General features: G+C 62.2%; 24 protein-coding genes. 8 read left to right on the top strand and 16 right to left on the bottom strand.

Translation table 11 applies throughout. The features are described 5' to 3' along the window. Positions 1-80: 80 nt before the first annotated feature. The 5 genes from CAG25_RS12990 to CAG25_RS12970 all read left to right on the top strand — a co-directional run bounded on the left by CAG25_RS12990 (position 81) and on the right by CAG25_RS12970 (position 5,777). Positions 81-1,355: a glycerate kinase gene (locus CAG25_RS12990; RefSeq protein ID WP_085611505.1), complete on the top strand. Its 1,275-nt coding sequence runs from the start codon at positions 81-83 to the stop codon at positions 1,353-1,355. Continuing rightward, positions 1,352-2,767 (top strand): pyruvate kinase, encoded by a 1,416-nt coding sequence (gene pyk / locus CAG25_RS12985; protein WP_085611506.1) that lies wholly within the window; start codon positions 1,352-1,354, stop codon positions 2,765-2,767. The genes CAG25_RS12990 and pyk overlap by 4 nt, the downstream gene beginning before the upstream one ends. A 145-nt stretch (positions 2,768-2,912) precedes the next feature. Next, positions 2,913-3,827, top strand: coding sequence for an urea transporter (locus CAG25_RS12980; protein ID WP_085611507.1), 915 nt, complete (start codon positions 2,913-2,915; stop codon positions 3,825-3,827). Between the two features lie 21 nt (positions 3,828-3,848). Next, entirely contained in the window at positions 3,849-4,673 is an 825-nt protein-coding gene (locus CAG25_RS12975) for an ion transporter (protein ID WP_039769763.1), read from the top strand. A 105-nt stretch (positions 4,674-4,778) separates the two neighbouring features. Beyond that, positions 4,779-5,777 (top strand): sulfate ABC transporter substrate-binding protein, encoded by a 999-nt coding sequence (locus CAG25_RS12970; protein ID WP_085611508.1) that lies wholly within the window; start codon positions 4,779-4,781, stop codon positions 5,775-5,777. 54 nt (positions 5,778-5,831) lie between these two features. Here CAG25_RS12970 and CAG25_RS12965 read toward each other — a convergent pair whose 3' ends face one another. Beyond that, complete coding sequence (locus tag CAG25_RS12965) at positions 5,832-6,452, bottom strand: DUF5666 domain-containing protein (RefSeq protein ID WP_085611509.1); 621 nt, start codon at positions 6,450-6,452, stop codon at positions 5,832-5,834. Between the two features lie 241 nt (positions 6,453-6,693). Here CAG25_RS12965 and CAG25_RS12960 point away from each other — a divergent pair, with 241 nt between their 5' ends. Continuing rightward, on the top strand, positions 6,694-7,881 hold the full coding sequence (locus tag CAG25_RS12960; RefSeq protein WP_085611510.1) for an MFS transporter: 1,188 nt from the start codon (positions 6,694-6,696) through the stop codon (positions 7,879-7,881). Between the two features lie 46 nt (positions 7,882-7,927). Here the strand turns inward: CAG25_RS12960 and CAG25_RS12955 are convergent, their stop codons facing one another. The 12 genes from CAG25_RS12955 to ccmA form a co-directional block, all read right to left on the bottom strand. Continuing rightward, the gene (locus CAG25_RS12955; RefSeq protein ID WP_011333093.1) at positions 7,928-8,332 is read right to left on the bottom strand and encodes a type II toxin-antitoxin system HicB family antitoxin; all 405 of its coding nucleotides are present in this window, start codon (positions 8,330-8,332) and stop codon (positions 7,928-7,930) included. Further along, positions 8,332-8,544 (bottom strand): type II toxin-antitoxin system HicA family toxin, encoded by a 213-nt coding sequence (locus CAG25_RS12950; RefSeq protein WP_085611511.1) that lies wholly within the window; start codon positions 8,542-8,544, stop codon positions 8,332-8,334. Before CAG25_RS12950 ends, CAG25_RS12955 begins: the two co-directional genes overlap by 1 nt. A 236-nt stretch (positions 8,545-8,780) precedes the next feature. After that, positions 8,781-9,188, bottom strand: a complete 408-nt coding sequence (locus tag CAG25_RS12945) for a hypothetical protein (protein ID WP_085611512.1) — start codon at positions 9,186-9,188, stop codon at positions 8,781-8,783. Between the two features lie 25 nt (positions 9,189-9,213). Further along, entirely contained in the window at positions 9,214-10,416 is a 1,203-nt protein-coding gene (gene ccmI / locus CAG25_RS12940; RefSeq protein ID WP_085611513.1) for a c-type cytochrome biogenesis protein CcmI, read from the bottom strand. Continuing rightward, a complete protein-coding gene (locus tag CAG25_RS12935) occupies positions 10,413-10,883 on the bottom strand; it encodes a cytochrome c-type biogenesis protein (protein ID WP_011333089.1) in 471 nt (156 codons plus the stop codon). Before CAG25_RS12935 ends, ccmI begins: the two co-directional genes overlap by 4 nt. Continuing rightward, complete coding sequence (locus CAG25_RS12930; protein WP_085611514.1) at positions 10,880-11,416, bottom strand: DsbE family thiol:disulfide interchange protein; 537 nt, start codon at positions 11,414-11,416, stop codon at positions 10,880-10,882. The genes CAG25_RS12935 and CAG25_RS12930 overlap by 4 nt, the downstream gene beginning before the upstream one ends. Further along, the gene (locus CAG25_RS12925) at positions 11,413-13,401 is read right to left on the bottom strand and encodes a heme lyase CcmF/NrfE family subunit (protein ID WP_085611515.1); all 1,989 of its coding nucleotides are present in this window, start codon (positions 13,399-13,401) and stop codon (positions 11,413-11,415) included. Before CAG25_RS12925 ends, CAG25_RS12930 begins: the two co-directional genes overlap by 4 nt. A 3-nt stretch (positions 13,402-13,404) precedes the next feature. Then, positions 13,405-13,860, bottom strand: coding sequence for a cytochrome c maturation protein CcmE (gene ccmE / locus CAG25_RS12920; RefSeq protein WP_011333086.1), 456 nt, complete (start codon positions 13,858-13,860; stop codon positions 13,405-13,407). Next, positions 13,857-14,033 (bottom strand): heme exporter protein CcmD, encoded by a 177-nt coding sequence (ccmD, locus tag CAG25_RS12915; protein WP_011333085.1) that lies wholly within the window; start codon positions 14,031-14,033, stop codon positions 13,857-13,859. Before ccmD ends, ccmE begins: the two co-directional genes overlap by 4 nt. After that, complete coding sequence (gene ccmC, locus CAG25_RS12910) at positions 14,030-14,785, bottom strand: heme ABC transporter permease (protein ID WP_039769743.1); 756 nt, start codon at positions 14,783-14,785, stop codon at positions 14,030-14,032. The genes ccmD and ccmC overlap by 4 nt, the downstream gene beginning before the upstream one ends. 78 nt (positions 14,786-14,863) lie before the next feature. Next, on the bottom strand, positions 14,864-15,532 hold the full coding sequence (gene ccmB, locus CAG25_RS12905) for a heme exporter protein CcmB (RefSeq protein ID WP_011333083.1): 669 nt from the start codon (positions 15,530-15,532) through the stop codon (positions 14,864-14,866). Further along, positions 15,529-16,164 carry a cytochrome c biogenesis heme-transporting ATPase CcmA gene (ccmA, locus tag CAG25_RS12900; protein WP_007959232.1) on the bottom strand — a complete coding sequence of 212 codons (636 nt, stop codon included), beginning with the start codon at positions 16,162-16,164 and terminating at the stop codon, positions 15,529-15,531. The genes ccmB and ccmA overlap by 4 nt, the downstream gene beginning before the upstream one ends. A 197-nt stretch (positions 16,165-16,361) precedes the next feature. Between ccmA and CAG25_RS12895 the strand changes: the two genes are divergently transcribed. Beyond that, positions 16,362-17,936 (top strand): flagellar hook-length control protein FliK, encoded by a 1,575-nt coding sequence (locus CAG25_RS12895; protein WP_085611516.1) that lies wholly within the window; start codon positions 16,362-16,364, stop codon positions 17,934-17,936. Beyond that, a complete protein-coding gene (locus CAG25_RS12890) occupies positions 17,933-18,262 on the top strand; it encodes an EscU/YscU/HrcU family type III secretion system export apparatus switch protein (RefSeq protein ID WP_085611517.1) in 330 nt (109 codons plus the stop codon). The genes CAG25_RS12895 and CAG25_RS12890 overlap by 4 nt, the downstream gene beginning before the upstream one ends. A 123-nt stretch (positions 18,263-18,385) precedes the next feature. On the opposite strand, the gene CAG25_RS12885 is transcribed toward CAG25_RS12890, so the two are convergent. From CAG25_RS12885 to CAG25_RS12875, 3 genes are all read right to left on the bottom strand, one after another. After that, entirely contained in the window at positions 18,386-18,778 is a 393-nt protein-coding gene (locus CAG25_RS12885) for a DUF2802 domain-containing protein (protein ID WP_085611518.1), read from the bottom strand. After that, entirely contained in the window at positions 18,779-19,264 is a 486-nt protein-coding gene (locus CAG25_RS12880) for a chemotaxis protein CheW (protein ID WP_007959223.1), read from the bottom strand. It abuts the gene before it with no gap. Between the two features lie 86 nt (positions 19,265-19,350). Beyond that, on the bottom strand, positions 19,351-20,304 hold the full coding sequence (locus tag CAG25_RS12875) for a CheW domain-containing protein (protein WP_085611519.1): 954 nt from the start codon (positions 20,302-20,304) through the stop codon (positions 19,351-19,353).

Here is a 20,304-nt window from a genome sequence, read left to right as displayed (position 1 = left end):
CCACCGCATTCGCGAGCAAGCCCGCTCCCACAATGGATCTGAGTTGCCCTTTCGAATAACAAGAATTCCGGGAGCCCGCCATGTCGGTCGATCCGCAACAACTGCTGCGCGAGCTGTTTGCCACAGCCATCGACGCGGCCCATCCGAACCAGGTCCTCGAAGCGCATCTGCCGGCCGATCGCACCGGTCGCGTAATCGTCATCGGCGCCGGCAAGGCTGCCGCTGCCATGGCGCAAGTGGTCGAGCGCTGCTGGGAAGGTGAAGTCTCGGGCCTTGTGGTGACCCGCTACGGTCACGGCGCGCCGTGCGAAAAAATCGAAGTGGTCGAAGCCGCGCACCCGGTGCCGGATGCTGCCGGTCTGGCCGTGGCCAAACGCGTGCTGGAACTGGTCAGCAATCTGAGCGAAGACGACCGCGTGATTTTCCTGTTGTCCGGTGGCGGCTCTGCCCTGCTGGCGCTGCCGGCCGAGGGCATCACCCTGGCCGACAAGCAGTCGATCAACAAAGCCCTGCTCAAATCCGGCGCGACCATCGGCGAGATGAACTGCGTGCGCAAGCACCTCTCGGCGATCAAGGGCGGACGTTTGGGCAAGGCCTGCTGGCCGGCGACTGTTTACACCTACGCGATTTCCGATGTACCGGGCGACCTCGCCACGGTCATTGCCTCCGGCCCGACCGTGGCCGACCCGAGCACCAGCGCCGAAGCGCTGGCCATCATCAAGCGCTACGGCATCGAGATTCCGGCGTCGGTGCGCAGCTGGCTGCAAAGCCCGGAATCGGAAACCGTCAAACCCGGCGATCCGAGCCTGGCCCGCAGTCACTTCCAGTTGATCGCCCGCCCTCAGCAATCGCTGGATGCCGCAGCGGTGAAATGCCGTCAGGCCGGTTTCAGCACGCTGATCCTCGGCGACCTGGAAGGCGAATCCCGCGAAGTGGCAAAAGTCCACGCCGGCATCGCGCGCCAGATCATCCATCACGGCCAGCCCCTGGCAGCGCCGTGCGTGATCCTCTCCGGTGGCGAAACCACCGTGACCGTGCGCGGCAATGGCCGGGGCGGACGCAACGCCGAATTCCTCCTCAGCCTCACCGACAGCCTCAAGGGCCAGCCCGGCGTCTATGCGCTGGCCGGCGACACCGACGGCATCGACGGCTCGGAAGACAACGCCGGCGCGATCATGACCCCGGACAGCTATGCCCGTGCCGCCGCCCTGGGCCTGAGCGCCAGCGACGAGCTGGATAACAACAACGGTTACGGCTACTTCGCGGCGCTCGATGCGCTGATCGTCACCGAACCGACCCGCACCAACGTCAACGACTTCCGCGCCATCCTGATCCTCGAGAGCTCTAAATCATGACGCCTGATAAAAAGGTCAAAATCCTCGCCACCCTCGGGCCTGCCGTCGACGGCATCGAAGACATCCGCGAGCTGGTCGAGGCCGGGGTCAATATCTTCCGCCTCAACTTCAGCCACGGCGATCACGCCGACCACGCCAAGCGCTATCAGTGGATCCGCGAAGTCGAGCGCCAGCTCAACTACCCGCTCGGGATCCTGATGGACCTGCAAGGGCCGAAACTGCGGGTCGGCAAGTTCGCTGACGGCAAGGTTCAGTTGCATCGCGGTCAGGCCTTCCGCCTCGATCTGGACGCAACACCGGGCGACGAACGCCGGGTGAACCTGCCGCACCCGGAGATCATCGCGGCGCTGGAAGCCGGGATGGATCTGCTGCTCGATGACGGCAAACTGCGCCTGCGAGTCGTGACCAAATACACCGACGCGATCGACACCACCGTGCTCAATGGCGGCGAACTGTCGGACCGCAAAGGCGTGAACGTGCCGCAAGCGGTACTCGACCTGAGCCCGCTGACCACCAAGGATCGCCGCGACCTGAGCTTCGGTCTGGAACTGGGGGTGGACTGGGTCGCGCTGTCGTTCGTGCAGCGTCCGCAAGACATCCTCGAGGCCCGCGCGCTGATCGGCGACAAGGCGTTCCTGATGGCGAAAATCGAGAAGCCGTCGGCGGTCGAGCAACTGCGCGAGATCGCCGAGCTGAGCGACGCGATCATGGTGGCTCGCGGTGATCTGGGCGTGGAAGTGCCGGCCGAGAGCGTGCCGCAGATCCAGAAAAACATCATCACCACCTGCCGCCACCTCGGCAAACCGGTGGTGGTGGCGACGCAGATGCTTGAGTCGATGCGCTTCTCCCCGGCGCCGACCCGCGCCGAAGTCACCGACGTGGCCAACGCCGTGGCCGAAGGCGCCGATGCGGTGATGCTGTCGGCGGAAACCGCGTCCGGCGAGTACCCGCTGGAAGCCGTGCAGATGATGAGCAAGATCATCCGCCAAGTGGAGAACGGTCCGGACTACCAGACCCAACTCGACGTCAGCCGGCCGAAAGCCGAGGCGACGGTGTCCGATGCGATCAGCTGCGCGATCCGCCGGATCAGCAACGTGCTGCCGGTGGCAGTGCTGGTCAACTACAGCGAGTCCGGCGCATCGAGCCTGCGTGCAGCGCGGGAGCGGCCGAAAGCGCCGATCCTCAACCTGACGCCGAACCTGCAGACCGCCCGCCGGCTGAGCGTGGCGTGGGGCATTCATTCGGTGGTCAATGATCGCCTGCGTCAGGTGGATGAGGTGTGCTCGACCGCGTTGGAAATCGCTCAGGCGCAAGGAATGGCCGAGCGTGGCGATACGTTGCTGATCACCGCGGGTGTGCCGTTCGGGCAGCCGGGGTCGACCAATTCGCTGCGGATCGAAACATTGATTTAAGCAACACCTGTGTGGCGAGGGAGCGTGCTCCCGACGCCCGGCATGACGGTTTCCACAAGAGACACCGCATTCACCGGGCATGAGCTCCCTCGCCACAGCTTCAAGCAAGACCCTTTGATTTTCCTACTGCCCAGATTCTCCAGACATGCCTGCCAATCATTTCAACACCCACTGCCCTGACTGGGCCGAGGCTTTGCTCAACGGCTTCAGTCAAATCTTCCTCCAGCGTCATCCGCTGTGTGGCCTGCTGTGCCTTTTGGCCATTCTATTCACCGCGCCGGTGCTGTTCGCCGGTGCGCTGCTGGGCGCGGTCGCCGGATTGCTCACCGCGCAACGGCGCAACTACGCCAAGGCCGATCGCCAGGCCGGACTGTTCAGCTACAACGGCGTGTTGGTCGGCCTGTTGCTGAGCCTGTATTTCCCCTGGTCGCCGATGCTGCCACCGCTGATTCTGGCGGCCGGCGGACTGAGCGCGATGATCACGCAGCAGTGGCTCAAACGCGCACGCCTCACCGAATACCTGCCCGCCTACACCGCGCCGTTCGTGTTGCTGAGTTGGATGTTCCTGTGTTTCGCCGAGCCTTTGTCCGCCGCACCGGCGCTTGAACTGAACACCGTGAACCTGCTCGGTGCCGCCCTGAAAGGCTTCGGTCAGGTGATGTTCCTCGACCATCCGTTGGCCGGTGGTTTGATCGCCGCCGGTTTGCTGATCGCCGATCGCCGGGCCTTTGCCTGGGCGTTGCTGGCTTCGGTCATCGGTTTGAGTTCCAGCCTGTTACACCATGACAGCCAAATCGCGTTGCTGGGTCTGGGTGGTTACAACGCAGTCCTCGCCGCCCTCGCCTTCAGCACCCAGCGCCAGCAACCGTGGCTGCCGCTGTTCGGCATCGGCCTGGCGCTGCTGTTGGCGCCGCTGTTCAGTGCCCTGGGTCTGGCAACCCTCACGGCACCGTTCATTCTTGCTTGCTGGCTGCTGCGCACCGGCATTCGCCTGATGCAACAACCGCAGATCAGCGGCGCGCCTTGCGCTCGCGGGGAGAATCAACCTAGGCTGCGCTGATCTTTGATTCAGGCGTGATCCATGGACAGTAACCAGCACTGGCGTGAACAGCTTTACGTCATGATTTTCCAGAGCGACACCCCCGCCGGGCGACGTTTCGACGGCATCCTGCTGTTGATCATTCTCGCCAGCCTGGTGATCGTGATGCTCGACAGCATCGACAGCGTTCACCGCAATTACGCCGATGTGCTGGCGTATATCGAGTGGGGGTTCACCATCATCTTTGCCGGCGAGTACATTCTGCGTCTGTACTGCTCGCCCAAACCGTTGCGCTATGCCTTCAGTTTTTACGGATTGGTGGATCTGCTGGCGATCGTGCCGGGCATCCTCGCGCTGTACTACAGCGATGCGCAGTACTTGCTGATTATCCGGATCATCCGGATGCTGCGAATTTTCCGCGTCCTCAAACTCAGTCCGTACCTCAAGCAAGCCAACTACCTGATGTCGGCGCTGCGTGGCAGCAAGCAGAAGATCGTGGTGTTTCTGGTGAGCGTCTGCACACTCGTAACCGTGTTCGGCACGTTGATGTACGTAATAGAAGGCCCGGAACACGGCTTCACCAGCATTCCCAAGGGCATCTATTGGGCTATCGTGACCCTGACCACCGTCGGCTTCGGCGACATCGTGCCGAAGACTCCGTTGGGCCAGGTGATTTCGTCGCTGGTGATGATCACTGGTTACTCGATCATCGCGGTACCCACCGGGATCTTCACCGCCGAACTGGCCAATGCGATGCGTGGTGAACAGTTGCAACACGACTGCCCGGTTTGCCAGAAAAAGAGCCATGAAAGCGGCGCCGCATTCTGTTCGCGATGCGGTAATCCGTTATTCAAGAAAATGGAATAAGCAAAGTTCTTTTTAATCTTTAAGCGACTATGCGCGCCCCGCTATAGTCGCTGGCAAATGGCCTTATCTTTGTCAAAAACACCCCCACAGAACAAGGAATGCGCAGTGAAAAAACTCTTTGGCGCCTCACTTCTCGCCGCAGGTCTTGCCTTCGGCAGCGTGGCTCAGGCCGCACCGACCCTGCTCAACGTGTCCTACGACGTGATGCGCGATTTCTACAAGGACTACAACGCTGCGTTCCAGAAACACTGGCAAGCCGAGCACAAGGAAGACATCACCGTGCAGATGTCTTTCGGCGGTTCGAGCAAGCAAGCCCGTTCGGTGATCGACGGCCTGCCGGCTGACGTCATCACCATGAACATGGCCACCGACATCAACGCCCTGGCCGACAACGGCCAACTGGTGCCGAAAGACTGGGTCACCCGTCTGCCGAACAATAGCGCGCCGTTCACCTCGGCCACCGTGTTCATCGTCCGCAAGGGCAACCCGAAAGCCCTGAAAGACTGGCCGGACCTGCTCAAGGACGGCGTGCAAGTGATCGTGCCGAACCCGAAAACCTCGGGCAACGGCCGCTACACCTACCTGTCGGCCTGGGGCTACGTGCTGAAAAACGGCGGCGACGAGAACAAGGCGAAAGACTTCGTCGGCAAGCTGTTCAAACAGGCGCCAGTGCTGGATACCGGTGGCCGCGCCGCGACCACCACGTTCATGACCAACCAGATCGGCGACGTGCTGGTGACCTTCGAGAACGAAGCCGAAATGATCGCCCGCGAGTTCGGCCGCGACCAGTTCGAAGTCATCTACCCGAGCGTCTCCGCCGAAGCCGAGCCGCCGGTGTCGGTGGTCGACAAAGTGGTCGAGAAGAAAGGCTCCCGCGCCGCTGCCGAGGAATACCTGAAGTTCCTGTGGTCGCCGCAAGGTCAGGAAATCGCGGCCGCCAACTACCTGCGTCCACGTGACCCGGCGGTACTGGCCAAGTACACCGATCGCTTCCCGAAAGTCGACTTCCTGTCGGTCGAGAGGACCTTCGGCGACTGGCGCACCGTGCAGAAGACCCACTTCAACGATGGCGGAGTCTTCGACCAGATCTACAACGGCCAGTAAGGCGTGAGCTGACATGAAAAGGCGACCTGCAGAGGTCGCCTTTTTTGTGAGCGTTTACATCGGCGGCTTGACGCCATCCTTGCCCGCCGAGATCGATTGCGCGGTCAGCGTGCCGTCCGCGCTCTGGGTCACGAAGGTGACGATCTTCACCCCGACCTTGAGCAGGCTGCGATCGCCCGGCGTCAGGTTGACGATCGGCACGTCCTCCGGCACCAGGATCTTCTGCTGGCCGCCCTTGTAGTTGACGGTCAGCACCCGGCCGTTGCTCACCACCAGATCGCCGACGCTGCCGTTGGTCATGCTGCTGCCCTTGGCCAGGTCGAACGGCCGATGGCCATCGCCGCTGCCGGCCAGCTCCGGCGGGAACACGTGAACCTCCAGCGCCTTGAGCGTGCCATCCTCCTGGGGAATGGCCGCCGAACCGATGTAGCTGCCGGGCTTGATGTCTTCGATGTTGGCCAGGGTGACCGCGCGGACCTTGGTGTCCGGGGTCAACTGGACCACCACGTTTTCACCGCTGTTGACGTGAACCTTGAGCGAGTCGGCACTGACCCCGGTGATCTCGCCGCGCACGCCCATGCGCATACCGGGCGCTTCGGCGGCCTGTACGGCAATGGCGCCGAGCAGACTGATCAGGGCAATCGTTGTGGTGTGGCGAAGCAACTGACGAAACATCGCAATCCTCCGTTGATGAATGCTGAAACCCGGTCACAACATAAGCACGCTATCGAACAAGATGTAAGTGAATGTATCATCGACGCTCAACGGTCGGACGCAAGGTTCGCCGATGAACAATGGATTGTTCGGCGCCACCTGTTCCGCAACGGAATAACTGATATCGATCAGAAGCCTCTACTGCCGGCTCGGCCCGTCCCTTAGCCTCACCGCATTCCTTTTCGCTGGATCGAGAAACCCTATGACCGCCACAACTCACGCAATGACCCGAGGCATGGTGCTGCTGTTCGCTTTCTGCTGCGGCGCCATCGTTGCCAACATCTACTACGCCCAGCCGATCATCGGCCTGATCGCGCCGGACATCGGCCTGAGCGACACCATGGCCAGTTTCATCGTGTCGCTGACCCAGATCGGCTATGCGCTGGGCCTGTTCTTCCTGGTGCCACTGGCGGATCTGCTGGAAAACCGCCGGTTGATGATCATCACCACCGTAGTGGCGATCGCCAGCCTGCTCGGCGCGGCGTTTACCGATCAGCCGAATGTATTCCTGCTGATTTCGTTGCTGGTGGGTTTCAGTTCGGTGTCGGTGCAGGTGCTGATTCCATTGGCGGCGCACCTGGCGCCCGAGGAATCCCGGGGCCGGGTGGTCGGCGGGATCATGGGCGGTTTGCTGCTGGGAATTCTGCTGGCGCGTCCGGTGTCGAGCGTGGTCGCCGACCACCTCGGCTGGCGGGCGATGTTCATGATCGCCGCAGCCTTGATGGCGGCGATCAGCGTAGTGCTGGCGCTGACCGTGCCCAAGCGCCAACCGGATCACAGCGCGTCCTACGGCCAGTTGCTGGGTTCGTTGTGGACGCTGCTGCGCAAACAACCGGTGCTGCGTCAGCGGGCGTTTTACCAGGCCTGCATGTTCGCCACGTTCAGCCTGTTCTGGACCGCCGTGCCGCTGGAACTGGCGCGCAACCATGGCCTGTCCCAGAGTGAAATCGCGATCTTCGCTCTGGTCGGCGCGATCGGTGCCATTGCCGCGCCGATCAGCGGACGCCTGGCCGATGCCGGCCACACCCGCATCGCCTCGTTGCTGGCCATGCTGTTCGCCAGCCTGAGCTTCCTGCCGGCCTTCATCCACCCGGCCTACAGCGTGATCGGCCTGGCCGTGACCGGCGTGGTGCTCGACTTCTGCGTACAGATGAACATGGTGCTCGGCCAGCGCGCGGTCTACTCCCTTGACGCCAAAAGCCGCGGCCGCCTGAACGCGCTGTACATGACCAGCATCTTCGTCGGTGGCGCCTTCGGCTCGTCGGTGGCGAGTGCGGTGTACGAACATGGCGGCTGGTTGTGGATCGTGATCGTTGGCAGCGCGTTCCCGCTGCTGGCGCTGGTGCGGTTCTTGAGTGCTTCGCAAAAGCCTGTTCTGGCAACGGCCTAGCATCTGAAAAGCCCTGTCGGATCGCTGATCCGACAGGGCTCGAGGTTCAATGCCGGACCAGTTTTTCCATGGCGGCATCCGCCAGAAAAGAGGAGCGGCTTTTGACATTGTGTTCACGCACATAGCGGTCAATGCGCTGGATGACATAGCCCGGCAACGTCACGTTGACCTTTTCGGTCTTGCCCATGTACGGCGAGATGTCCAGTTCGAGCATGCCCCAGCCCATGTCGGCAAACTCCGGGTTGTTGCGATGGGTGGCCGCCGAAGTCGGCATCGGAATCGAATCACCATCCGCGGCGATCTCCTGCAGCATGATGTGGGCAATCTCGACGGCCGCGTTGTAGGCATCCTCAAACGTATCTCCGGCAGTAATCGCGCCGGGAATATCGGGGATCTGAATCCCGATGGCGGTGTTCTCGTCACCCCACTCGATGCAGATTGGGTATTGCATTACGGATCTCCTCTGTAACTGGCTGGCGGGTTGTACAACCCGGCACGCCTCCTGATGCTCTTGACCGTCCCGACCGGCAAATCCTTTTTCGGATGCGGGACGGGGATCGTGTATGGGTTGTAACGGTGCGTGAAGATGTGGTGGCTGCCGGTTATCCGGTCCAGCGTCCAGCCTGCCTCCTCCAGCTCCTTGATCAATAACCTGCTCTGCACCAACCGCCTCCTTGCTTCGGCTTAACAAAAGTAACCCTAGAGTTATCTTTACTCAAGCACAGAAATTAGCAGGACGACGTTCGGTTGTTTTGCAGCATGTGATTGATGCACTGCCCCAGCGAGCTGGCATTGGCGCTTCTCGCAAAGCAAGCTCAGGCGTTGATGACAGGATACGAGTGAGGCATTGCTCATCACCCCAGACAGCAAAACGGCGATCCAGAGATCGCCGTTTTTCATTACTCCCCGAACTGCTTGCCCAGTCCCGCCGGTACGCCATGGATGTTGGTTTCTTCCCACGGGCCGTTGGGGCTGATCGAGCGGCTCCAGCCGTTGTTCCAGCGGTAGTAGGTGCGCTGACGGTAGAAGGTGTTGGTCTGGTCGTCGAGCACGTAAACGCCCAGTTTCTGGTCCCAGTGGCTGTTGCCGCCCGGTGGCGGGGCGAAGCTGGCGGAGGTGCGCGGGACAGGTTTGGCGGGTTTGGCCGGGATGCCCGGTTTGCTCGGCGTCGGGCTGGTCGACGGGGTCGGGCTGGGTTGTGACGGCGGGATCGGCGGCAGCCTGGTGGTCGGCTCCGGTCGTTGCACCGCACATGCGCTCAAGCCCAGGGCCAGTGTGAGGACTGTGATTCGGGCGATGGCGTTCATGGCGGTGCTTTCCTGTTGGTTCCGGCTATTTGTCCGGGCTGTCGATGGTCAGTGTCTGCGGCGCGGTGGTGCTGCTGGCCAGAGGCCCGCTGCGACCGACCCACTCCCCGGCGGTCGGCTGACCGGCACGGGAGACGCGCGCAACCAGTTGGACTTCGGGGAAGTTCGACAGTTTCAATTGCGGCATCATCGCGTCGGCATCGCCCAGTTCCACGGTGACCGGCAGATCGGCGACGGTCAGGCGCTTGGCTGCCAGCGGCGCTGGAGGGCCGGAAACCGCACGGGCAAAAATGAACACGCTGTCGCCCGGTTGCACCTTGGCTTTGAGCTCGCTGGCCAGATCCACACGCACTTTCAACAGCGCCGCCGCTTTTGCCGCCGGTGCCTGGGCGACCTTGCCGCCGCTGGCTTGCAGTTTTTCGGTAGCGCGGGTGATGCCGCCTTGCAGGGCCTCGCGGGATTTGTCCTGTGGCGGCAGTTGCGCCAGCAGACGGTTCCAGTAGTCGATGGCCTCCTGATAACGCTCGCCTTCGAATGCGGCGATGCCCAGCAGGCCGAGACTGGTGACTTCTTTCGGATCGGCTTTCAGCGCTTCATCGGTCAGAGCCTGAACCTTGTCCGACCATTTCTTGTTGTCGGCGAAATATTGGGCCTGCGCCCACTGGCCGAGCAGTTCCGGCTGACGACCGGCAAGATTGACCGCGCGCTCGAACATCTTCGCCGCGTCCGCCGGACGATCCTGGGCCATGTAGGTGCGGCCGAGGAAGTACACGCCTTCAGCCGAATCCGGCTGCGCAGCGACTGCGCGCTCCAGACGCTGAGTCATCTCTTCCATCGACTGCGGCGCCTGGGCGAATTCCCGGGTCAGTTCGACCTTGTCGCTCGCGCCAAAATGCAAATACAGACCGAGCCCCAACACCGGCACCAGCACGGCTGCCAGCAATGGCAACGGCTTGCCCAAACGCGAAACCCGCGCCGGCGCCACACCTTCGGTGTCCGCCAGCAGTTCCCGGGCCGCTTCGGCACGGCCGCTGTCCATTTGCGCGGCGTCGAGCACGCCTTCGGCCTGCTGCGATTGCAGCTCGGCGACGCGTTCCTGATAAAGCGCGACGTTGAGAGCGGTTCGATCCTCTTCACGCTGGGCGCGACGTTCGCGCAGGACGGGGATCAGCAGAAAACTCAGGGCGACCAGAAGCAACAGCCCTGCGGCAAGCCAGAAATCAATCATTCTTGGTTTTTATCCAACAGTTGGTCGAGGCGCTGACGCTCTTCAGGGGACAGCGATTGCGGCGTCTCGGCGCGTTGCCCGCGACGGCGGCGGACGATCACGGCAATCACCACGAACCCACCCAGCAACAGGCCGGCCGGGCCGAACCAGAGCAAAGCGGTCTTGGCATTGAGCGCCGGTTTGTAGCGGACGAAATCACCGTAGCGGTCGACCATGAAGTCGATGATCTGCTGATTGTCCTTGCCTTCGCCGAGCATGCGGAAAATCTCTTTGCGCAGGTCAGCGGCAATCGGCGCGTTGGAGTCGGCGATGTCCTGGTTCTGGCACTTGGGGCAGCGCAGTTCCTTGGTCAGTTCGCGAAAACGCTCGCGATCGCCTTCTTTGGCAAACTCGTAAGTGTCGATGGCCGCGTGGGCCACCCCGGCCAGGCTCAAGCCCAACACCATGGCAGCTAAAAAGCGCTTCATGGCTTGGCCTCGTCGACCAGCGCCTGATACTTGGCCGCCAGTTTTTCCCGCCAGACCTGCTCGTCGATCACCCCGACGTACTTGTCGCGGATGATGCCCTTGGCGTCGATGAAGAAGGTTTCCGGCGCGCCATAGACACCCAGGTTCAGGCCCAGGGAGCCTTCGTCGTCACGGATGTCCAGTTGATACGGATTGTGGAACTCGGCCAGCCACTTCAACGCATCGGCGTTGGTGTCCTTGTAGTTGATGCCGTAGATCACCACACCGCGCTCAGCGAGCTTATTCAGCACCGGGTGCTCGACCCGGCAGGAAATGCACCAGGTGCCCCAGACGTTGACCAGTGCCGGTTTGCCGAGAATGTCGGCGCGGGTCAAGGTCTTGTCGCCCTGCACCGCCGGCAGGGAAAACTCCGGGAACGGCTTGTTGATCATCGCCGACGGCAACTCCGCCGGATCCAGGTACAGACCGCGATAAAGGAATACGGCCACCAGCAGGAAAATCGCCAATGGCACCAGCATCAACCAACGTCTCATGCAGCGGCTCCTTCCATGCCCAGCGCTTCACGCACGCGGGCTTTGACCTTGACCCGGTAACGCCGATCCAGCGCCGCCAGCAGACCACCGAAACCGGTCAGCAGACCGCCGAACCAGATCCAGCGCACGAACGGCTTCACATGCACCCGCACCGCCCAGGCGCCGTCACCCAGCGGTTCACCCAGTGCGACGTAGAGGTCGCGGGTGAAACCGGCGTCGATCCCGGCCTCGGTCATCACCGAATTCTGCACGGTGTACAGGCGTTTTTCCGGGTGCAGCACGCTGACTTCCTGACCGTTGCGGATCACCCGGACGGTGCCCTTGTCGGAGGTGAAGTTCGGGCCTTCGAAATGTTTGGCGCCTTCGAACACGAACTGATAACCGGCCAGGTCCATCGACTCGCCCGGCGCCAGGCGCAGGTCGCGCTCGGCACTGTTCTGGCTCGACAACACCACACCCAGCGCGCAGACGGCGATGCCCAGATGCGCGATCTGCATGCCCCAGTAGCTGCGGGTCAGGGTCGGCAGGCCTTTGATCAGGCCTTTGTGACGAGTCTTGTCGAAGATATCGCGCACACCGGCCAGCAACACCCAGGCCGCGAGCAGGAACGTCGCGATGACGGCCCAGTTGAAATCGCCGTAGGCGACACCGGCCACCACCGCCAGCGCAACACTGCCCAGCAGCACCGGCGTCAGCATGCTGACCAGCCATTTCACCGGGGTGTCTTTCCAGCGCACGATCACTCCGACCGCCATCACCAGCATCAACAGCGCCATCAACGGAATGAACAATGCGTTGAAGTACGGCGGGCCGACCGACAGTTTGGCGCCGCTGATCGCATCGAGGATCAGCGGATACAGCGTGCCGAGCAGGATCATCGACGCTGCTACCACCAGCACCAGGTTATTGCCCAGCAGCAGGGTTTCCCGCGACCACAGATTGAAACCGACCTGGCTCTTGACCACCGGCGCACGCAAGGCAAACAGCGTCAGCGAACCACCGACCACGAACAGCAGGAAAATCAGGATGAACACGCCACGCTCAGGATCGGAGGCGAACGCGTGCACCGAGGTCAGCACGCCGGAACGCACAAGGAACGTGCCGAGCAGGCTCAGGGAGAATGCGGCAATTGCCAGCAACACCGTCCAGCTCTTGAACACGCCACGTTTCTCGGTGACCGCCAGCGAGTGAATCAGCGCCGTGCCCACCAGCCATGGCATGAACGAGGCGTTTTCCACCGGGTCCCAGAACCACCAGCCGCCCCAGCCGAGTTCGTAATAGGCCCACCACGAACCGAGGGTGATGCCGATGCCGAGGAAGGCCCACGCGACGATGGTCCACGGACGCGACCAGCGTGCCCAGGCAGCATCGAGACGACCGCCGAGCAATGCGGCGATGGCGAAAGCAAACGCAACCGAGAAACCGACGTAACCCATGTAGAGCATCGGCGGATGCACGATCAAACCGATGTCCTGCAGCAATGGATTGAGGTCACGACCATCGGCCGGGATCTGCGGCAGGATCCGCGAAAACGGGTTCGAGGTGAGGATCAGGAACAGCAGAAAACCGGTGCTGATCATGCCCATCACCGCCAGCACACGAGCGAGCATGACTTGCGGCAGTTGCCGGGAGAACACCGACACCGCGAAGGTCCAGCCGCCAAGGATCAACGCCCACAGCAGCAGCGACCCTTCGTGGGCGCCCCACACCGCGCTGAACTTGTAGTACCACGGCAGCGCGCTGTTGGAGTTCATCGCGACGTAAGCCACGGAGAAATCGTCGGTCATGAACGCATAGGTCAGGCAACCGAAGGCGAACAGCAGGAATGCGAACTGCCCCCACGCGGCCGGTTGGGCGAGGCCCATCCACAGACGGTCGCCGCGCCAGGCACCGAGCAACGGCACCACCGCCTGCACCAGCGCGAAACACAGCGCCAGGATCATGGCCAGATGGCCCAACTCAGGAATGAAAATGCTGGATGTCATCGATCAACCCTCCTTCGCAGGGGTTGGCGCGGATTGACCGCTGTCCTTCAGGGCCTTGGTCACTTCCGGCGGCATGTATTTCTCGTCGTGCTTGGCCAGCACTTCATCGGCGACCACCACGCCATCGGCGTTGAGCTTGCCCAATGCGACGATGCCCTGCCCTTCGCGGAACAGGTCCGGCAGGATTCCGCGATAGGTGATGGTCACGGACTTGTTGAAGTCGGTGACCACGAATTTGACGTCCAGGGAATCCGTGGAGCGTTGCAGCGAGCCCTTCTCGACCATGCCGCCGGCGCGGATGCGGGTGTCCTGCGGCGCTTCGCCGTTGGCGATCTGGGTCGGCGTGTAAAACAGGTTGATGTTCTGCTGCAGGGCGCTCAGGGCCAGGCCGACGGCAGCGCCGACCCCGACCAGAATTGCCAGGATGATGATCAGACGCTTTTTACGCAGCGGATTCACTTGCCGTTCTCCCGGCGCAGACGACGCGCCTCTTGTTGCAGATAACGCTTGCGGGCCGCGATCGGCGCCGCCACGTTGAGGATCAGTACCGCCAGACAGATGCCGTAGGCCGACCAGACATACAGGCCGTGGTGGCCCATGGCGAGGAAGTCGCCGAATGACGCGAAACTCATCGAGCGGCCTCCAGGCTGTTCTGCACTTCTTCTTTCACCCAACTGGCGCGGGCTTCGCGCTTGAGCACTTCAAGGCGCATGCGCAACAACAGCACGGCGCCGAAGAAACAGTAGAAACCCAGCACCGTCAGCAGCAGCGGCAGCCACATTTCGACGGGCATCGCCGGTTTTTCGGTCAGGGTGAAGGTCGCGCCCTGGTGCAGGGTGTTCCACCACTCCACCGAGTATTTGATGATCGGAATGTTGATCACGCCGACGATGGCCAGCACCGCGCAGGCCTTGGCGGCGCTGTCGCGATTGCTGATGGCGTTGCCCAGGGCGATCACGCCGAAGTACAGGAACAGCAGAATCAGCATCGAGGTCAGGCGCGCGTCCCAGACCCACCACGAGCCCCAGGTCGGCTTGCCCCAGATCGCCCCGGTGACCAGCGCCACGGCGGTCATCCAGGCACCGATCGGCGCGGCGCATTGCAGGGCGACGTCGGCCAGTTTCATCTTCCACACCAGCCCGACCACGCCGCACACCGCCAGCATCACGTAGATCGACTGGGCGAGCATCGCGGCGGGAACGTGGATATAGATGATGCGAAAGCTGTTGCCTTGCTGATAGTCCGGCGGCGCGAAGGCCAGGCCCCAGATGACGCCAACGCAGATCAGCAACAACGCGGCGAGGCTCAACCACGGCAAAAACTTGCTGCTGATGCCGTAGAACCACTTGGGCGAGCCGAGCTTGTGAAACCAGGTCCAGTTCATACTGTTTCCATCACGGGTGCCGCTCATCGGTGTGAGCAGTCTCAGGGTCTTTGCTGGTTAAATTTTAACCAGACCTCATTATTCGCCGACGCTGATCTTCAGGCCAGCCGCTATTGCAAAAGGTGTCAGGGTTATCGCCAGGGCGGTCAGGCTGCCAAGCCACAACAGATAACCAAGCGCCGGCATGCCCTGCAACGCCGCCTGCAAGGCGCCACTGCCCAGGATCAACACCGGGATGTACAACGGCAGAATCAGCAGCGCCAGCAACAGGCCTCCGCGTTTCAGACCGACCGTCAGCGCCGCGCCCACCGCACCGAGCAAGCTCAGCACCGGTGTTCCCAGCAGCAACGAAAGCAGCAAAACCGGCAGACACGCAGCCGGCAACCCGAGCATCAACGCCAGTAATGGCGAGAGCAAAACCAGTGCCAGCCCGGAAAAAAGCCAGTGTGCCAGCACCTTGGCCAATACCAGAAGTGGCAGGGGGTGCGGCGAAAGGACCCACTGTTCAAGGGAGCCATCTTCGAAATCACTGCGGAACAGCCCGTCCAGCGAGAGCAGGACCGACAAAAGTGCCGCCACCCAGACTAACCCCGGGGACAAGTTTTGCAATACTTGAGTTTCCGGGCCGACGGCCAGCGGGAACAGTGCGATGACGATGGCGAAGAAAATCAGCGGATTGGCCAGCTCCGCCGGGCGGCGGAACAGCAGTCGGGATTCACGGGCAACCAGCAGGCCGAACACACTCATACCGCCCAATTCCCCAGATCGATGTCGCGATAACCGGCTGGCATCCGGCTCAGCGTGTGGTGCGTGGTGAGCACCACCAGGCCGCCCCGTTCGCAGTGCCCGGCCAGGTGTTCTTCAAGCTGAGCCACGCCCTGCTTGTCGAGGGCGGTGAACGGTTCGTCGAGAATCCACAACGGCGGGCTGTCCAGATACAACCGCGCCAGTGCCACGCGGCGCTGCTGGCCGGCGGACAGACTGTGGCACGGAACATCCTCGAAACCGCGCAATCCAACCGCCGCCAGGGCCTGCCAGATCGCGTCGCGTTCGGCGGGTTGATGCAGGGCGCAGAGCCAGGCGAGGTTTTCTTCCGGCGTGAGCAGATCCTTGATCCCGGCGGCATGGCCGATCCACAACAGGTTGCGCGCCAGCTCGCTGCGTTGCTCGCCCAGCGGCTTGCCGTTGAGCAGCACCTGACCGTCGGTCGGCTGCATCAGACCGGCCAGCAAACGCAAAAGGCTGGTCTTGCCGCTGCCGTTGGGACCGCTGATCTGCACCATATCGCCACTGGCCAGTCTCAATTCGAGATTGTCGAAGAGCAGTCTGAGATCACGTTCACACGCGAGGGCAACGGTTTGCAGGACAGGACTGGTCAAGGGATCACGGGCCTTATACGGTTCAAGTCGGCTCTGGCGCGGCCGTTAAAGAGTTGCAGCATAAATGCAATGACGGCTCAATCCAGAGAGCTGCGTCAAACAATTGCTATGTTTTTTGAACGAATGGAAGGACGGGCGGCATTATACATGGCGTCCCCCGCTCTCCCGAGTGCATTTTCCTCAGGTTGTGTCCGCGTATGACAGGCGAAATGAACATCCTCCCGCTCCCGCCCACCACCCCGGCGACCGTTCGCCCGCAGGTGGGTGAGCTGCTGAAGTTGCTGACGCCGGTCGACGGGCTGATTGCCGCCGGCCAGAGCGCCAAGGCCGAGGTGTTGTCGCTCAAGCAGGCGGATCAGACCTTTCAGTTGCTGCTCAAGGTGACGCTGGACAGCGGCCGTCAGACCACCGTGCAGGCGACCAGCAATCTGCCGCTGCCCCAGGGCACCAGTCTGGCGATCACCCAGCCGTCGGCGGGCAATCTGGCGATCACCGTGCAACAGGCCATCGCCAGCAACGTCGCCACCCTCACCCGCATCGACACCGCGCAATTGCCGGTTGGCACGCTGCTGCAAGGCAAGGTGCTGACGGCTCAGGCCTTGCCGCAGGTGCCGGGGCAGCCGACGGTGTACCGCTCGATGGTCAGCCTGCTCAACACGGCGTTGAGCGGCAGCACACTGAGCATCGACAGCCCGCAACCGCTGCGCATCGGCACCCTGCTGTCGGCGCTGGTGCAGGACTCGCAGACCCTGAAGTTCCTGCCGCTGAGCAATCGCCAGGAACAACTGGCGGTCAGCCAGCAGCTGGTCAGTCAGCAAAGCCGTCAGGGCTCCCTCGACGGCTTGCTGAAAATGCTCCAGAACCTGCCCCCCGCCACCGATCAGACGTCCCAGGATTTGCGCGCCGCCGTGGACAAACTGCTCGCCAACCTGCCGGACGTGCAGCAACTGAGCACGCCGAAAGGTCTGGCCCAGGCGCTGGCCAACAGCGGTGTGTTCCTCGAAACCAAACTGCTGACCGGGCAAAACCCGACGCTCGCCCCGGACATGAAAGCCGATCTGCTCAAGCTGATCGCCCAGCTCACCCCCGGCCTGCCCGGCAACACCAACCTGAATGCGATCATCGCTGCCAACACGCTGGCTCAGGCATTGCCAAGCTTCGTGCGCAACGCCCTCGGCATGCTCGGTCAAGTCAGCGCGAAACCGGTGCCGAGCAGTTTCCCGCTGCCCGACCGACTGCTGCAAAGCCTGGAAGGTGAAGGCGATCTGGAACATTTGCTGCGCCTCGCCGCTGCTGCGGTGTCGCGTCTGCAAAGTCATCAACTGTCGAGTCTGGAACAGACCGGCGTGACCGACGACGGCCGCCTGCTCAGCACCTGGCAACTGGAAATCCCGATGCGCAATCTGCAGGACATCGTGCCGTTGCAGGTCAAGTTCCAGCGCGAAGAAGCGCCGGAGAAACAGCAAGCGAACGAGCAGCGCCGCGATGAGCGCGAGCCGAAACAACAACTGTGGCGCGTCGATCTGGCGTTCGACATGGAACCGCTGGGGCCGATGCAGATTCAGGCACAGTTGATCAGCGGCAGCCTGTCCAGCCAGTTGTGGGCCGAGCGGCCGTACACCGCGAGTCTGATCGAAAGCAACCTGACCGCCCTGCGCCAGCGCCTGCTGGATTCCGGGCTGAACGTCGGCGACCTCGACTGCCACCTCGGCACCCCGCCGCAAGGCATCCAAACCCGCCTCGAACACCGCTGGGTCGACGAAACCGCATGAATGACACCACCGCTCCACGCCAGGCCATCGCCCTCAAATACGACGGCAGCCACGCCCCGACCCTTACCGCCAAGGGCGACGAAGCACTGGCCGAAGAAATCCTGCGGATCGCCCGCGACTGTGAAGTGCCGATCTACGAAAACGCCGAGCTGGTGAAGTTGCTGGCGCGAATGGAACTGGGCGACAGCATCCCCGAAGAGCTGTACCGCACGATCGCGGAGATCATCGCTTTCGCCTGGAACCTCAAGGGCAAGTTCCCGGCCGGACACGACCCGGATGCACCAATGGTCGAGAAAGACATCACCGAGCGCGGCGACGATTACTGAGGTTTTAAAGACCCCTTCGCGAGCAAGCCCGCTCCCACATTTGTCCTCGATCCTATTGAAGGAATCCAGCCAAATGTGGGAGCGGGCTTGCTCGCGAATAGGCCATCAGCCTCAACGCAAAAATCAGTTCTTGTGCAGCTTGCGCATCAACTCCGCCTCAGCCTGGGTCAACCCGCAGGACTGGGTCAGCTCATCGACACTCGCGCCCATCCCCACCAGTTTCGCCGCCTGGGCGAATGACAGGCTGGAAGGATCGCGCTGTTCGAGCTGGGAGAGCTTGTCCGGGATCGGACCGACCACCGCGCGCAGTTCGTGCAGGGCTTCGCCCATGCGCACGTTGCCATTCTGGTAATCGTCGACACGCTTGGCCAAGTCCCTGATGCGCTGATCACGCAGCGCATCACCCTGGGCCTGTTGCGCAGCGATTACGCGCTGCGCCTTGATGTACGCCAGAAACATCGCCAGCGTGCCTGCCCAGAACAGGAACAGGACAATGACCGCTACCTCGAGAATCAATCAGATGTTCTCCAGTTCCGACCACTCTTCTTCGCTCATCATCTTGTCCAGCTCGACCAGGATCAGCAACTCGTTGTTCTTGTTGCACACGCCCTGGATGAACTTGGCCGACTCTTCGTTACCGACGTTCGGTGCGGTCTCGATTTCCGACTGACGCAGGTAAACCACTTCAGCCACGCTGTCGACCATGATGCCGACCACTTGTTTGTCGGCTTCGATGATGACGATACGGGTGTTGTCGCTGATCTCACCGCTCATCAGGCCGAAGCGCTGACGGGTATCGATCACGGTCACCACGTTGCCGCGCAGGTTGATGATGCCCAGCACGTAGCTTGGCGCACCCGGCACCGGAGCGATCTCGGTGTAGCGCAGGACTTCCTGAACGCGCATCACGTTGATGCCGTAGGTTTCGTTGTCCAGCTTGAAGGTCACCCATTGCAGGATCGGATCTTCGGAACCCTTTGCCGCCGTAGCCTTGTCGTTCATACCCTAGCCCCTCGAAAAACCGCGCCTGGCGGTGTGTGTTTCGTTCGCCGGCATTTGAATACCGGTACATGTCTGTTATGTAAGTGTTATGTCGGTTTGTGGTTCGGCTTACTGCCGGACATGTGCCTTGCCCCACCGCTGGCGATCAACTCGGCCAGTGCGGAAACATCGAGCAAGGCGCACATGTGTTCAATCACCGTGCCGGCGAGCCATGGCCGCTGACCTCGGTGACTTCTCCATTTGATTTCATTCGGGTCCAGACGCAACGAGCGACTGACCTGATGCACCGCCAGGCCCCACTCGTAACCCTGCACCGAAATCACGTATTGCAGGCCCTGACGGAAATCGTCGCGATAGCGATCCGGCATGACCCAGCGTGCGGTGTCCAGCACTTTCAGGTTGCCGGCCTGGCTCGGCAGGATCCCGAGGAACCATTCCGGCTGACCGAACAGCGGCGTCAGCTCATGGCCGGCCAGCGAATAGATCGAGCCCAGACACACCAGCGGCACCGCCAGCGTCAGCCCGGCGACGTCGAACAGCAGGCATTCGAACGCTTCCGAAGCCCAGGCCGGACGGCCGTCGGTTTCCACCGGTGGCGGCGTATTGCTTGGCGGCAGATGCACTTCGACCAGCGGCGCAACCAGGGTTGGTTCGACCGGGGCTGGCGCAGGCGCTTCAGGTTCCGGCTCTGGTACTACGGGAGCCGGAGGCGTTTGCAGAAGTTGGGTTTGCAGCAGCGGTGCCAGGGTCGATACCACGCGCACCGGCTCAGGCTCTTTGATCAACGTCGCAGTTGCCTTCGCTACTACAGCGGCAGGCGCTGCAACCGGGGCCACCGGCCGGGCGGCTTTTTGCGCATCCCGGGCCTGCTCTTCGAGCACGGCAGCCTGGAATTCATCGAGCGCCGCAGCGGTCTCGACCACCTCGACCGGCGCTGCGATTTCCTGCTCGACCTCGTCCGTCACTTCCTGCAGCAAGCCGTCCAGATAGGACTGCAGCGCCAGTTGCGGCTTGGACGTCAGCTTGATCGGCCGATTCAT

Origin of the sequence: Pseudomonas sp. B16(2017) (assembly GCF_002113205.1) — a bacterium.
GTDB lineage: Bacteria > Pseudomonadota > Gammaproteobacteria > Pseudomonadales > Pseudomonadaceae > Aquipseudomonas > Aquipseudomonas pharyngis.
This window is presented reverse-complemented; position numbering and strand designations above follow the sequence as displayed.